The sequence below is a fragment of the Pseudomonas koreensis genome, from assembly GCF_025447595.1.
Classification (GTDB): domain Bacteria; phylum Pseudomonadota; class Gammaproteobacteria; order Pseudomonadales; family Pseudomonadaceae; genus Aquipseudomonas; species Aquipseudomonas koreensis_H.
Window position 1 is genome coordinate 1 of sequence record NZ_JAOEJU010000016.1, and the last position, 14783, is coordinate 14783.

At 62.2% G+C, this 14783-nt stretch carries 12 protein-coding genes; all 12 read left to right on the forward strand.

The annotated features are described in order from the left end of the window. Positions 1-537 precede the first annotated feature (537 nt). The 12 genes from N8H71_RS18770 (at position 538) to N8H71_RS18825 (ending at position 14639) form a co-directional block, all read left to right on the forward strand. Positions 538-2160 (forward strand): methyl-accepting chemotaxis protein, encoded by a 1623-nt coding sequence (locus N8H71_RS18770; protein WP_262195132.1) that lies wholly within the window; start codon positions 538-540, stop codon positions 2158-2160. After that, a complete protein-coding gene (locus N8H71_RS18775; protein ID WP_262195134.1) occupies positions 2160-2696 on the forward strand; it encodes a chemotaxis protein CheW in 537 nt (178 codons plus the stop codon). Before N8H71_RS18770 ends, N8H71_RS18775 begins: the two co-directional genes overlap by 1 nt. Next, the gene (locus tag N8H71_RS18780; RefSeq protein ID WP_262195135.1) at positions 2693-3970 is read left to right on the forward strand and encodes a CheR family methyltransferase; all 1278 of its coding nucleotides are present in this window, start codon (positions 2693-2695) and stop codon (positions 3968-3970) included. Before N8H71_RS18775 ends, N8H71_RS18780 begins: the two co-directional genes overlap by 4 nt. Then, positions 3967-4650 carry a chemotaxis protein CheW gene (locus N8H71_RS18785; protein WP_007954679.1) on the forward strand — a complete coding sequence of 228 codons (684 nt, stop codon included), beginning with the start codon at positions 3967-3969 and terminating at the stop codon, positions 4648-4650. The genes N8H71_RS18780 and N8H71_RS18785 overlap by 4 nt, the downstream gene beginning before the upstream one ends. After that, complete coding sequence (locus N8H71_RS18790; RefSeq protein WP_262195137.1) at positions 4647-6941, forward strand: hybrid sensor histidine kinase/response regulator; 2295 nt, start codon at positions 4647-4649, stop codon at positions 6939-6941. Before N8H71_RS18785 ends, N8H71_RS18790 begins: the two co-directional genes overlap by 4 nt. Continuing rightward, positions 6938-7948, forward strand: coding sequence for a chemotaxis response regulator protein-glutamate methylesterase (locus N8H71_RS18795; RefSeq protein WP_007954689.1), 1011 nt, complete (start codon positions 6938-6940; stop codon positions 7946-7948). Before N8H71_RS18790 ends, N8H71_RS18795 begins: the two co-directional genes overlap by 4 nt. A 48-nt stretch (positions 7949-7996) precedes the next feature. Continuing rightward, positions 7997-8998, forward strand: coding sequence for a response regulator (locus N8H71_RS18800; RefSeq protein WP_262195139.1), 1002 nt, complete (start codon positions 7997-7999; stop codon positions 8996-8998). Positions 8999-9104: 106 nt separating this feature from the next. Then, a protein-coding gene (gene prfB / locus N8H71_RS18805) for a peptide chain release factor 2 (protein ID WP_102621447.1) occupies positions 9105-10200 on the forward strand; the annotation gives its coding sequence in 2 pieces (ribosomal slippage) (positions 9105-9176 and positions 9178-10200; 1095 coding nt in all). 115 nt (positions 10201-10315) lie between these two features. After that, positions 10316-11815, forward strand: a complete 1500-nt coding sequence (lysS, locus tag N8H71_RS18810; RefSeq protein ID WP_085748082.1) for a lysine--tRNA ligase — start codon at positions 10316-10318, stop codon at positions 11813-11815. A gap of 118 nt (positions 11816-11933) precedes the next feature. Beyond that, positions 11934-12638, forward strand: a complete 705-nt coding sequence (locus N8H71_RS18815) for a TetR/AcrR family transcriptional regulator (protein ID WP_011332647.1) — start codon at positions 11934-11936, stop codon at positions 12636-12638. A 135-nt stretch (positions 12639-12773) separates the two neighbouring features. After that, positions 12774-13328, forward strand: a complete 555-nt coding sequence (locus tag N8H71_RS18820) for a hypothetical protein (protein WP_262195140.1) — start codon at positions 12774-12776, stop codon at positions 13326-13328. 33 nt (positions 13329-13361) lie between these two features. Beyond that, positions 13362-14639 (forward strand): flavohemoglobin expression-modulating QEGLA motif protein, encoded by a 1278-nt coding sequence (locus N8H71_RS18825; RefSeq protein WP_064593712.1) that lies wholly within the window; start codon positions 13362-13364, stop codon positions 14637-14639. Positions 14640-14783: the final 144 nt, after the last annotated feature.

The window sequence follows — 14783 nt, forward strand, 5'->3', positions numbered from 1 at the left end:
GGTGTTGCCATGGGAGGTGCTCCTTGCGGATAAAGTTAGGGTGCCCGGGAGGCGAAATCGCCCGGTGGGTGGCTGACTGTTATCAAGGAGCGTGCCAACTTTTGGTGCGTCCCCGGGAGCCGGGGGCTTCACCGCTCTGGCTCGCGGGTTTGAACGTTTTTTGATCAGCGCTGAAGGCGAAAGTGCGCAACTTCTTGCGCAGTACTGCGCAAGAAGTTGCGCACTTGGCTGCAGGCCACGGTACTTGTGGGCTGTAGCGATATCGGGTGGCGATTTCGCGAAACAAGTGCGCAAGAAGTTGCGCACCATGGCACATGGCTACTCCTTCTTCAGATCCTCTCCATGCAGAATGACCGATCCATCGCCCCTTTTTGCCATTGCGTCACTGGCACTTCGGCCGCCGATTACCGGAAAGTCCCAGTCCAGAGCCCATCGTGTTTTATGACCGGAAGGCTTGAGCGCGGCAAACCGTCTTATAAATGAAACACCGCCCTCAGCTATACTCCCCCGCATTTCGACCCGCCCCGAGGACTGACTGTGAAGAACTGGACGTTGCGCCAACGCATTTTGGCGAGCTTTGCGGTGATTATCGCCATCATGCTGCTGATGGTGGTCGTCTCGTATTCGCGGCTGCTGAAGATCGAAGCCAGTGAAAACAGCGTCCGTGACGACGCGATTCCGGGCGTCTATTACAGCTCGATGATTCGTGGCGCGTGGGTCGACAGTTACCTGCAGACCCAGGAACTGCTGGGCCTCAAGGAGGGGCAGGGTGTCAGCAACGAAGATGCGGCGGACTACAAAGCCTTTGAATCCCGTCTTCAGGAGCAGATGACCAATTACCGCAACACGGTCGTGACGGACGAGGACAAGCTCGAATTCGCGTCCTTCGAGAAGTATCACGATACCTATATGAAGATTCAGGACACCGTGCTGGATCTGCACAAACGCAATCTCGAAGCCGAAGCCGTCAAGCTGTTCCATGAACAACTGACACCGACCTGGTACTCGGGCCGGATGAAACTCAACGACATCATCGGCGAGAACAAGAAAGTCGCCGACCAGGCCATGGCCAACATCGACGACGCCGTGGCGGCGGCCAAAGTCAGCATGTTCGTTTCGCTGCTGGTGGCCGTGCTGGCCGCCGGGTTCTGCGGCCTGCTGCTGATGCGCGCGATCATGGCACCGATGAACCTCATCGTGAAAATCCTCGAAACCATGCGCACCGGTGACCTCAGCAGCCGCTTGAACCTCGACCGCAAGGACGAGTTCGGCGCCGTGGAAACCGGCTTCAACGACATGATGACCGAGCTCACCGCGCTGGTGTCCCAGGCCCAGCGTTCGTCGGTGCAGGTCACCACGTCGGTGACCGAGATCGCCGCTACTTCCAAACAACAACAGGCCACCGCCACCGAAACCGCTGCGACCACGACTGAAATCGGCGCGACGTCCCGCGAGATCGCGGCGACTTCCCGTGACCTCGTACGCACCATGACCGAAGTCTCCACCGCCGCCGATCAGGCCTCGGTGCTGGCCGGTTCCGGGCAACAAGGCCTGGCGCGCATGGAAGACACCATGCACTCGGTGATGGGCGCGGCGGATCTGGTGAACGCCAAACTGGCGATCCTCAACGAGAAGGCCGGCAACATCAATCAGGTGGTCGTGACCATCGTCAAGGTCGCCGACCAGACCAACCTGCTGTCCCTGAACGCCGCGATCGAAGCGGAGAAGGCCGGCGAGTACGGTCGCGGTTTCGCCGTGGTCGCTACCGAAGTGCGGCGTCTGGCGGATCAGACTGCTGTCGCCACCTATGACATTGAACAGATGGTCCGCGAGATCCAGTCGGCGGTGTCCGCCGGGGTGATGGGCATGGACAAGTTCTCCGAGGAAGTGCGGCGCGGCATGGCCGAAGTGCAGCAGGTCGGCGAGCAGCTGTCGCAGATCATCCATCAAGTGCAGGCGCTGGCGCCGCGGGTGTTGATGGTCAATGAAGGCATGCAGGCCCAGGCCACGGGTGCCGAGCAGATCAACCACGCGCTGGTGCAGCTGGGTGATGCCAGCAGCCAGACGGTCGAGTCGTTGCGTCAGGCCAGTTTCGCCATCGACGAACTGAGCCAGGTGGCCGTGGGCCTGCGCAGCGGCGTTTCGCGATTCAAAGTCTGATGAGCGAAATCACCGCCAAACGCAGCGCTGCACAGGTGGCGAAGCAGGCGTTGTTCCTGCTGTTTCGTATCGGCAGCGAACGCTACGCACTGCGCGCCACGGAAGTGGCTGAAGTGTTGCCGCGCCTGCCGTTGAAGCCGATTGCCCGGGCGCCGCACTGGGTGGCGGGGGTGTTCGCCTATCGCGGCACGGTGGTGCCGGTGATCGACCTCAGTGCCCTGACGTTCGGCCATCCTGCGCAAGCGCGCACCAGCACGCGACTGGTGCTGGTGCATTACCGCGCGGATGACTCGCAACCCTCGCAATGGCTGGGCCTGATCCTCGAACAGGCCACCGATACCCTGCGCTGCAACCCGGAGGATTTTCAGCCATACGGCCTCGACAATCGTCAGGCGCCGTACCTCGGCCCGGTTCGTGAAGACGCGCAAGGGCTGGTGCAGTGGGTGCGGGTCAACGACTTGCTGGACGAGACGGTGCGTACGCTGCTGTTTCCGACACCGCCGCTGGATCCGGCGCGACTTGAGGAGCAGCGATGAGCAGCGACCAGCGCTTCTTCGACTTCCTCAAGGAACGCATCGGCCTCGACGTCGCCTCGGTCGGCCCGGCGATCATCGAACGGGCCGTGCGCCAGCGCATCACCCTGTCGCAAACGGTGAATGCCGATGAGTACTGGCAGACCCTGCAAGGCTCGCGAGATGAACAGCAGGCGCTGATCGAAGCGGTGATCGTCCCCGAGACCTGGTTTTTCCGTTACCCGGAATCCTTCGCCACCCTCGGCAAACTGGCGCGCAAACGCCTGGCCGAGTTGAACAACATGCGCGCGCTGCGCATCCTCAGCCTGCCGTGCTCCACCGGTGAAGAACCCTATTCGATTGCCATGGCCTTGCTCGATGCGGGTCTCAAGCCCCATCAGTTCAAGGTCGATGGCATGGACGTCAGCCCCCTGTCGGTGGACAAGGCGCGGCGGGCGCTGTACGGCAAGAACTCGTTTCGCGGCCAGGAGCTGGACTTTCGTGAGCGGCATTTTTTCGCCGAGAACGAGGGCTATCGGGTAAATGAAATCGTCCGCGAGCAGGTGCGCCTGCAGGTCGGCAACGTGCTCGATCCGTCATTGCTGGTCAACGAGCCGCCGTTCGATTTCGTGTTCTGTCGCAACCTGCTGATCTATTTCGATCAGCCGACCCAGCAGCAGGTATTCGCCGTGCTGAAGCGCCTGACCCATGTCGATGGCGTGCTGTTTATTGGCCCGGCCGAGGGCAGTCTGCTCGGGCGGCTGGGCATGCGCTCGATCGGGATTCCGCAGTCCTTCGCCTTCAGCCGCCACAGCGAACCGCAGCCCGAACCGTTGCCGATGCCGACCGCGATTCCGGTGCCGTTACCTGTGCGCCAACCGGTACGCAGCACGCCACCGCCGCCGGTGCGCAACCGTCCGTTTGCTGGCGTGACGCCTTTGCCCGCGACGGCTAAAACCACCAATCCCGACGCCGCGACGTTGCTGGCCAACATCGCCGCGCTGGCCAACGAAGGCAAAAGTGCCGAGGCCCGCGCTGCGTGTGAACAGTATTTGCGCAGTCATGAGCCGGTGGCCCAGGTGTTTTACTGGCTCGGCCTGCTGAGTGATGTCGCCGGCAGCGCCCTCGAAGCCCAAGGCTTTTACCGCAAGGCGCTGTACCTCGAACCGCAACACCCCGAAGCCTTGATGCACCTGGCCGCGTTGCTGCAAGCCCAGGGCGACACGGCCGGCGCCAGACGATTGCAGGAGCGCGCCGCCCGCAGCGACCGCACCGCCGACAGTGAGCGTAAACGATGATCCCGTCCGACACCTTGAACGTCACCCACGAAGACGCCCGGGCCATCGACGATTGCTGGAACCGCATCGGCATCCACGGCGACAAATCCTGTCCGCTGCTGGACGAGCACATCCATTGCCGCAATTGCTCGGTGTATTCCGCCGCCGCCACGCGCCTGCTCGACCGCTATGCGTTGCAGCAGGACGAGCGCGATCCGGTGGCGACCCAGGTCGAAACCGAGCTGAAGACCCGTTCGCTGCTGATGTTCCGCCTCGGCGAAGAATGGCTCGGCCTGGCCACGCGCAGTCTGGTGGAGGTCGCACCGTTGCAGGCTATTCACTCGCTGCCGCACCAGCGCTCCCGGGCCTTGCTCGGCGTGGCGAACGTGCGCGGTGCGCTGGTGGCGTGTCTGTCGCTGGTCGAACTGCTCGACCTCGACAGCAACGCGGCCCCGGCGACCGGCGCGCGGATCATGCCACGCATGCTGATCATCTCGGCCCAGGGCGGGCCGGTGGTGGTGCCGGTGGACGAAGTCGACGGGATTCATGCCATCGACGAGCGAATCCTCGATGCCGCCTCACGTTCCGGCGCGCAAGCCAGCGCCAAATACACCCGAGGCGTGCTGCCTTTCAAAGGTCGCAGCCTGCGTTGGCTGGATGAAGAACAGCTGTTGTCCGCCGTGTCCCGGAGCCTCACATGACCCCCGAGCAAATGCGCGACGCCTCCTTGCTCGAGCTGTTCAGCCTCGAAGCCGAAGCCCAGACCCAGGTGCTCAGCGCCGGGCTGCTGGCGCTGGAGCGCAACCCGACCCAGGCCGATCAGCTCGAGTCGTGCATGCGTGCGGCGCACTCGCTGAAAGGCGCGGCGCGGATCGTCGGCATCGACAGCGGCGTCAGCGTCGCCCACGTGATGGAAGATTGTCTGGTCAGCGCCCAGGAAGGGCGGTTGTTCCTGCGCCCGGAACATATCGACGCGTTGTTGCAGGGCACCGACTTGCTGATGCGCATCGCCACCCCGGCCAATGCCCCGCAACCGGCGGACATCGAGGCTTACGTGGCGTTGATGGGCGGTTTGCTCGACCCGACGGCACCGGCCGTGGTGCCCGCCGCTCCGAGTGCGCCACCGATGGCCGAGTTGCAGTTTCAGCCACCGCTGGTGGCTGAGCCGGCGCCAGTTGAAATCCCCGTCGAGGTTGCCGAGCCGGAGCCCGCGCCGCGCAAGAGCAAACGCACCACTGAAGGCGGCGAGCGGGTGCTGCGGGTCACCGCTGAACGCCTGAACAGCCTGCTCGATCTGTCGAGCAAATCCCTGGTGGAAACCCAACGCCTCAAGCCGCACCTGGCCACGATGCAGCGCCTCAAGCGCATGCAGAACAACGGCCTGCGGGCGCTGGAAAGTCTTAACGTTCATCTCAAGGAACACGCGCTGAACCTTGAGGCTCAAGAGGCGCTGGAAGACGCGCGCCGTTTGCTCGCCGAATCCCAGCAATTGCTGGCAGAGAAAAACGCCGAACTCGACGAGTTTGCCTGGCAGGCCAGCCAGCGCGCGCAAGTGCTCTACGACACCGCGCTGGCCTGCCGCATGCGGCCGTTCGCCGATGTGCTGTCCGGGCAGGTGCGGATGGTGCGCGACCTCGGTCGCAGCCTCGGCAAACAGGTGCGACTGGAGATTGAAGGCGAGAAAACCCAGGTCGACCGCGATGTGTTGGAAAAGCTCGAAGCACCGCTGACGCACCTGCTGCGCAACGCGGTCGATCACGGCATCGAGACCCCGGAGGAACGCCTGCTCAAAGGCAAGTCAGAGGAAGGCCTGATCCGTCTGCGTGCCTCGCATCAGGCCGGTCTGCTGGTGCTGGAACTGAGTGACGACGGCAACGGCGTGGATCTGGAAAAGGTCCGCCGCAGCATCGTCGAACGCCAGTTGTCGCCAGCGGAAACCGCCGCGCAATTGAGTGAAGAAGAACTGCTGACCTTCCTGTTCCTGCCGGGTTTCAGCCTGCGCGACAAGGTCACCGAAGTGTCCGGCCGTGGTGTCGGCCTCGACGCCGTTCAGCACATGGTTCGCCAGTTGCGCGGCGCGGTGGTGCTGGAGCAGACGGCGGGCGAGGGCAGTCGCTTCCATCTGGAAGTGCCGCTGACCCTGTCGGTGGTGCGCAGCCTGGTGGTGGAAGTCGGCGACGAGGCCTACGCCTTCCCGCTAGCGCACATCGAGCGCATGTGCGACCTGGCGCCGGAGGACATCGTGCAGGTCGAAGGGCGCCAGCATTTCTGGCACGAAGGCCGGCATGTCGGGCTCGTCGCGGCCAGTCAGTTGTTGCAGCGTCCTGCCAGTCAGAACAGCGGCGATACTCTGAAAGTCGTGGTGATCCGCGAGCGCGATGCGATCTATGGCGTGGCGGTCGAGCGCTTCATCGGCGAGCGCACGTTGGTGGTGCTGCCGCTGGATGAACGGCTGGGCAAGGTGCAGGACATTTCCGCCGGGGCCTTGCTCGACGATGGCTCAGTGGTGCTGATTGTCGACGTCGAAGACATGCTGCGTTCGGTGGACAAACTGCTCAACACCGGGCGTCTGGAGCGCATCGCGCGTCACGGCCATCAGGCCGCAGAAGCGGCGCGCAAACGGATTCTGGTGGTCGACGACTCGCTGACCGTGCGCGAACTGCAACGCAAGCTGCTGCTCAATCGCGGCTACGACGTGGCCGTTGCGGTGGACGGCATGGACGGCTGGAACGCCCTGCGCTCCGAGGACTTCGACCTGCTGATCACCGACATCGACATGCCGCGCATGGACGGCATCGAGCTGGTCTCGCTGCTGCGCCGCGACAACCGTCTGCAATCGCTGCCGGTGATGGTGGTGTCGTACAAGGATCGCGAGGAAGACCGCCGCCGTGGACTGGACGCCGGCGCCGACTATTATCTAGCCAAGGCCAGTTTTCATGACGACGCCCTGCTCGACGCGGTGGTTGAGCTCATCGGAGGAGCGCGGGCATGAAGATCGCAATCGTCAACGACATGCCTCTGGCGGTGGAGGCCCTGCGCCGCGCGCTGGCCTTCGAGCCGGCGCATCAGGTGGTGTGGGTCGCCAGCAACGGCGCCGAAGCAGTGCGCCTGTGCGCGGAAAACACCCCGGACCTGATCCTGATGGACCTGATCATGCCGGTGATGGATGGCGTCGAGGCCACCCGCCGGATCATGGCCGAGAGCCCGTGTGCGATCGTCATCGTCACCGTGGACCGCCAGCAGAACGTGCACCGGGTGTTCGAAGCCATGGGCCACGGCGCGCTGGATGTGGTCGACACCCCGGCCATCGGCGGTGGCAATCCTCAGGAAGCGGCGGCACCGCTGCTGCGCAAGATCCTCAACATCGGCTGGCTGATCGGCGAGAAAACCGCCCGCTCACGTCCCGCGCCTGCGACACCACGCAGTACCGCCTCGCGCCAGCGACTGGTGGCGATCGGTTCTTCGGCCGGTGGCCCCGCGGCGCTGGAAGTCTTGCTCAAAGGTCTGCCGCGCCACTTTTCGGCGGCCATCGTGCTGGTGCAGCATGTCGACCAGGTGTTTGCCGCCGGCATGGCCGAATGGCTGGCCAGCGCCAGCGGCCTGGACGTGCGTCTGGCCCGCGAAGGCGAACCGCCGCAGGCCGGCGCGGTGCTGCTGGCCGGCACCAACCACCATATTCGTTTGCTCAAGAACGGCACGCTGGCCTACACAGCCGAGCCGGTCAACGAGATCTACCGCCCCTCGATCGACGTGTTTTTCGAAAGCGTCGCCAACTACTGGAACGGTGACGCAGTAGGGGTTTTATTGACAGGGATGGGACGCGACGGGGCTCAAGGGCTTAAGCTCATGCGCCAACAGGGTTACCTGACCATCGCGCAGGATCAGCAGAGCAGTGCGGTGTACGGCATGCCCAAGGCTGCCGCAGCCATCGACGCGGCCGTAGAAATCCGTCCACTGGAAAAGATAGCGCCACGATTGCTGGAGATTTTCCCCAAATGAACACGTTCCTCCGCAATCCTGGCCCCCGCAGCACTCAGGTGACCGCCCATGAATGACTTACAGATCGATGACATCAAAACCGACGAGAACGCCGCCATGGTGTTGTTGGTGGACGATCAGGCGATGATCGGCGAAGCCGTGCGCCGTGGGCTGTCGAACGAAGAGAACATCGACTTCCACTTCTGTTCCGATCCGCATCAGGCCGTGGCCCATGCGGTACGGATCAAGCCGACGGTGATTCTGCAGGATCTGGTGATGCCCGGCCTCGACGGCCTGAGCCTGGTGCGCGAATACCGTAATCATCCGGCGACCAAGGACATTCCGATCATCGTCCTCTCGACCAAGGAAGACCCGCTGATCAAGAGCGCGGCGTTCTCCGCCGGTGCCAACGATTATCTGGTGAAACTGCCGGACAACATCGAGCTGGTGGCGCGTATCCGCTATCACTCGCGCTCCTACATGACGTTGCTGCAACGGGACGCGGCCTACCGCGCCTTGCGGGTCAGCCAGCAGCAATTGCTCGACACCAACCTAGTCCTGCAGCGGCTGATGAACTCCGATGGCCTGACCGGTCTGTCCAATCGCCGGCACTTCGACGAATACCTGGAGCTGGAATGGCGCCGCTCGTTGCGTGACCAGAGCCAGTTGTCGTTGCTGATGATCGACGTCGATTACTTCAAGTCCTACAACGACACCTTCGGCCACGTCGAAGGCGACGAAGCGTTGCGCAAGGTCGCCACGGCAATCCGCGAGTCCAGTGCCCGGCCGTCCGATCTGCCGGCGCGTTATGGCGGGGAAGAGTTCGCGCTGGTGCTGCCTAACACCTCGCCGGGCGGGGCGCGACTGGTGGCGGAGAAGCTGCGCCAGACGGTCGCGGCGCTGAAGATTCCGCACAATGCCCCGGCCGAAGGCTCAAGCCTGACCATCAGCATCGGCCTGGCGACCATGGTGCCGGAGTCGGGCAGCGACTGCCGGTTGCTGATCTCGGCGGCGGACCGTGGCCTGTACCTGGCCAAGAACAACGGGCGCAATCAGGTGGGGATCGAATGAACCATTGGGTTCATTCGCCTCAAGAGCCGCCAGACGGGCTGCCGTGACAGCGTGATTACGTTATACTCGCCGGCTTTCAAAAGTTCGCCAACGAGTGCTGCCCGTCATGGAAATCAACCCGATCCTGAACACCATCAAGGACCTGTCCGAGCGCTCCGAAACTATTCGGGGGTATCTTTGACTACGATCAAAAGCATGAGCGTCTGATCGAAGTCAATCGCGAGCTTGAAGATCCTGCAGTCTGGAACAAACCTGAATACGCCCAGGAACTGGGCCGCGAGCGCGCTGCGCTGGCGCAGATCGTCGATACCCTCGACGAACTGAACGGTGGCCTGGCCGATTGCCGCGAGCTGCTGGACATGGCCGTTGAAGAGAACGACGAGGGCGCGGTCAACGACGTCGTCGAAGTCCTTCAAGGTCTCGAAGAGTCCCTGTCCAAGCTCGAATTCCGCCGTATGTTCAGCCACGAGATGGACCCGAACAACGCCTACCTGGACATCCAGGCCGGTTCCGGCGGCACCGAAGCCCAGGACTGGGCCAACATCCTGCTGCGTATGTACCTGCGCTGGGCCGACAAACGCGGTTTCGACGCGACCATCATGGAGCTGTCGGCCGGTGAAGTCGCCGGCATCAAGGGTGCGACCGTGCACATCAAGGGCGAATACGCCTTTGGCTGGCTGCGTACCGAGATCGGCGTACACCGTCTGGTGCGCAAGAGCCCGTTCGACTCCGGCAACCGTCGCCACACCTCGTTCTCCGCGGTTTTCGTCTCGCCAGAGATCGACGACAAGGTGGAAATCGAAATCAACCCGGCAGACTTGCGGATCGACACCTATCGTTCCTCCGGTGCCGGTGGTCAGCACGTAAACACCACCGACTCGGCCGTACGTATCACCCACGTACCGACCAACACCGTGGTGAGCTGCCAGAACGAGCGTTCCCAGCACGCCAACAAGGACACCGCCATGAAAATGCTGCGGGCCAAGTTGTACGAGCAGGAAATGCAGAAGCGCAACGCGGCGTCCCAGGCGCTGGAAGACACCAAGTCGGATATCGGCTGGGGTCACCAGATCCGTTCGTACGTGCTCGATGCGTCGCGGATCAAGGATCTGCGTACCAACATCGAACGCAGTGACTGCGACAAGGTGCTCGACGGCGACATCGACGAATACCTGGAAGCCAGCCTGAAATCGGGCCTGTAAGAAACGCAATACAGGATCGGCTGATTCAACTCGATCTCTGTAGGAGCCAGCCTGCTGGCGATCCCCGGGCCGAAAGGCCCGGGGGCAACGAACCTGTGATGGAATATTTAAAGACATGAGCGACCAACAACTCGACCAGGCCCTGCAACAGGAAGAAAACTCCCTGATCGCCCTGCGCAAGGAAAAGCTTGCTGCCGAGCGCGCCAAGGGCAATGCCTTCCCGAACGACTTCCGCCGCGAAAACTACTGCGAAGCACTGCAGAAACAGTACGCGGACAAGACCAAGGAAGAGCTGGCAGAGGCTGCGATCCCGGTCAAGGTTGCAGGTCGCATCATGCTCAACCGTGGCTCGTTCATGGTGATCCAGGACATGACCGGTCGCATCCAGGTCTACGTCAACCGCAAGACCCTGTCCGAAGAAACCCTGGCCGCGGTGAAAACCTGGGACATGGGCGACATCATCGCCGCCGAAGGCACCCTGGCCCGTTCCGGCAAGGGCGACCTGTACGTCGAGATGACCAGCGTGCGCCTGCTGACCAAATCCCTGCGCCCGCTGCCGGACAAGCACCACGGCCTGACCGACACCGAACAGCGCTACCGTCAGCGCTACGTTGACCTGATCGTCAACGAAGACGTACGTCAGACTTTCCGCGTCCGTTCGCAAGTGATCGCGCATATCCGCAGCTTCCTGATGAAGCGCGACTTCCTCGAAGTCGAAACCCCGATGCTGCAGACCATTCCTGGCGGCGCTGCAGCCAAGCCGTTCGAAACCCACCACAACGCGCTGGACATGGAAATGTTCCTGCGTATCGCGCCAGAGCTGTACCTGAAGCGTCTGGTGGTTGGCGGCTTCGAAAAAGTGTTCGAGATCAACCGCAACTTCCGTAACGAAGGCGTTTCGACTCGTCACAACCCTGAATTCACCATGTTGGAGTTCTACCAGGCTTACGCCGACTACGAAGACAACATGGACCTGACCGAAGAGCTGTTCCGCGAACTGGCGCAGCTGGTTCTGGGCAGCACCGACGTGCCGTACGGTGACAAGGTGTTCCACTTCGGCGAGCCGTTCGTGCGCCTGTCGGTGTTCGACTCGATCCTCAAGTACAACCCAGAGCTGACCGCCGATGACCTGAACGACATCGACAAGGCTCGCGCCATCGCCAAGAAGGCCGGCGCCAAGGTGCTGGGCTTCGAAGGTCTGGGCAAGCTGCAGGTGATGATTTTCGAAGAGCTGGTCGAGCACAAGCTGGAACAGCCGCACTTCATTACCCAGTACCCGTTCGAAGTGTCGCCGCTGGCCCGTCGCAACGACGACAACCCGAACGTCACCGACCGCTTCGAGCTGTTCATCGGCGGCCGTGAAATCGCCAACGCCTACTCCGAGTTGAACGACGCGGAAGACCAGGCCGAGCGCTTCATGGCGCAGGTGGCCGACAAGGACGCCGGCGACGATGAAGCCATGCACTACGACGCCGACTTCGTTCGTGCGCTGGAGTACGGCATGCCGCCAACGGCCGGCGAAGGTATCGGCATCGACCGTCTGGTGATGCTGCTGACCAACTCCCCGTCGATCCGCGACGTGATCCTGTTCCCGCACATGCGGCCACAAGCGTAAGTGTTTCAATAAAAAAGCCGCCTGAAATGGGCGGCTTTTTATTGCCTGTCTGGTACAAACGTATCAAATGGTTAATTTTGAAGAAAACAACAGAGGTATGCCTGTCGTGATCGGTGCAATGGCTCAAGAGGGTGCAGCGGGAATCGCCACTGCGGTCGCTGAAAGTGTTCAGTACCAGGGCCGCAAGGCCAGCCGGCAGGGCAGCGAGCAGCGTCGGCAGGACATTCTCGATGCGGCGATGCGCATTGTCGTGCGCGACGGCGTGCGGGCCGTGCGTCACCGGGCGGTGGCCGCCGAGGCCGGTGTGCCACTGTCGGCCACCACGTATTACTTCAAGGACATCGATGACCTGCTCACCGATACCTTCGCCCAGTACGTCGAACGCAGTGCGGCCTACATGGCCAAACTGTGGATCAATAACGAAGGCCTGCTGCGCGAAATGGTGGTCAGCGGTGACGGCAGCCCGGAGTCGCGCTCGCAACTGGCCGACGATATCGCCCGGTTGATGGCTGACTACGTGCATCGGCAACTGGTCAACCGTCGCGAGCATTTGATGGCTGAACAGGCGTTCCGTCAGGAAGCACTGCTTAACCCGCGTCTGGCGGAACTGGTGCGTTCCCATCAGCAGATTCTGTTGCAGGGCACCTGCCAGTTGTTCCAGGTATTGGGCTCGCGCGAACCGCAGCAGGATGCCAAGGTGTTGACGGCGATTATCGGACGGATGGAATATCAGGGCCTGCTCAACGACGCCGAGCCTTTGGCCGAAGAGGACATGCTCGGCATTCTGACGCGCTATATGCACCTGGTACTGGCGTCGGTGTAACGCAATCCCCTGTGGGAGCGAGCTTGCTCGCGATTGCGATCTGTCATTCAAAGTCTTCATTGGCTGACACTCCGCCATCGCGAGCAAGCTCGCTCCCACAGGTTCGCTGGTGAGTTCGGGTCTAGGGAGTGTCGAATGAAAGCCTGGCGTGGCGTGCTGATCGCCTTGTCGTTCCTGCTGCTCAGCGGATGTCTGGTGACCTTCCGCGAGCCGCTGCCCGCCAGTGAACCGGCGCCCAAGGGCCTGCTCGGCCAATGGTCGAGCACCAATGCCTGGGGCGAGCCGATGAATCTGGAGCTGACGCGTCTGGGCAACGACCGCTATCAGGCGGTTGCGTACTTCAAAGCCAAACCCCGCGAGCGTGAAGCCTATCCGTTCACGGTGTCGCGCCACGGCAACCGCTGGTATCTGTCGGCGAAGGTGCCGGCGCAATATGGCGGGCACTTCACCATCGCCGGTTTCGAGATCACCGACAAGCGCGAGCTGGTGATCTACTACCTCGACCTAGAACAGATCAACCAGGCCATCGCCCAGAAGACCCTCGACGGCCAGGGTTTCCAGACCGATGACGGCGAGGGCGTGCAGGTCGACAGCCCGCTTGAAAAGGTCTTTGCTTACCTCGACGACCCGGCCAATTCCGACGTTTTCGTCGAAGCGGCGCGCTATCAGCATCAGGCCAAAGCCAAATAATTCAGTTCGTCACGTTTTCTACAGGAGTTTCGGGTGGACGATTACCAGCAGACGATACGCATTCTGTCCGATCGCATAGTGCTGGCGCAGACGCCGATCCGCGTGCTCGACGCGGTCAAGTGGGACGAGAACATCCGCAAGGGTTTCCTCAAGGCCAAGGGCAAGGAATTGCCGGCGGTGGATCGCGACTACTACCTCAACCGGCCGCTGTCCTTCGATTCGAGCAAGGTGAAGCTGGAGTTCCAGAACATCGAACGGGACATCACCCGCCAGCTCGGCCAGTTCAACCCGGTGGGCCAGATCATGCGCCGCATGTGCAAGGAATACCGGATGGTGGTGCGCATGCTCGAAGCGCGCGGCACCGAGGATTTCGGCCTGATTTCCCAGGAACTGTACGGCGCCGCGTCCGATGCGTTCCACGCCGGTGACCCGACCCTGGCCGACCTCGGCCTGATGATGTCGGATTACCTGAACAACATCGACGGCCGTGGCGACCTGAAGGACGAACCGAAGATCCTCACCGCCAAGGACGCCGTGCACCTGCTGCAAACCCGCCTGAACAAGGTGTTCGGCGAGGCCGAGGAAACCATCCGCGTGTTTGAGTCCGACGGCATCGTCGCGGACGCGGCGGCGGGCGCCGATTACATCAAGATCCGCACCGACGCGATGTTCAACGACCGTGACGTGCGCGCGCTGGAAGTCCACGAAGGCCTGGTGCACGTCGGCACCACGCTCAACGGTCTTAACCAGCCGATCTGCACTTTCCTGTCCAAGGGCCCGCCCTCGTCGACCGTGACTCAGGAAGGCCTGGCGATCCTGATGGAAATCATCACCTTCGCCTCTTACCCGAGCCGCCTGCGCAAACTGACCAACCGCACCCGCGCCATTCACATGGTCGAGGAGGGCGCGGACTTCCTGCAGATCTTCGAGTTCTTCCGCGAGCAGGGCTTCGAAATGGCGGAAAGCTACGGCAACGCCAGTCGGGTTTTCCGCGGATCGACGCCGACCGGTCTGCCATTCACCAAAGACTTGTCCTACCTCAAGGGCTTCATCATGGTTTACAACTACATTCAGTTGGCCGTGCGCAAGGGCAAGCTCGAGCAGATCCCGTTGCTGTTCTGCGGCAAGACTACGCTTGAGGACATGCGAACCCTGCGTCAGTTGGTGGACGAGGGCCTGGTGGTGCCGCCCAAGTACTTGCCGGACCAGTTCCGCGACATGAACGCGTTGTCGGCGTGGATGTGCTTCTCCAACTTCCTCAATCACTTGAGCCTGGACCGGATCGAGGCGGATTACTCCAATATCCTTTGAACTCGATGATGTTCTTTGTGGGAGCGAGCTTGCTCGCGAAGGCGGTGTGCCAAGCAACGCGTGAGTTGAATGTTAGATAGCATTCGCGAGCAAGCTCGCTCCCACATTGGAATGCATTCCCACCCTGTTTTCGCGAGGTTTCAC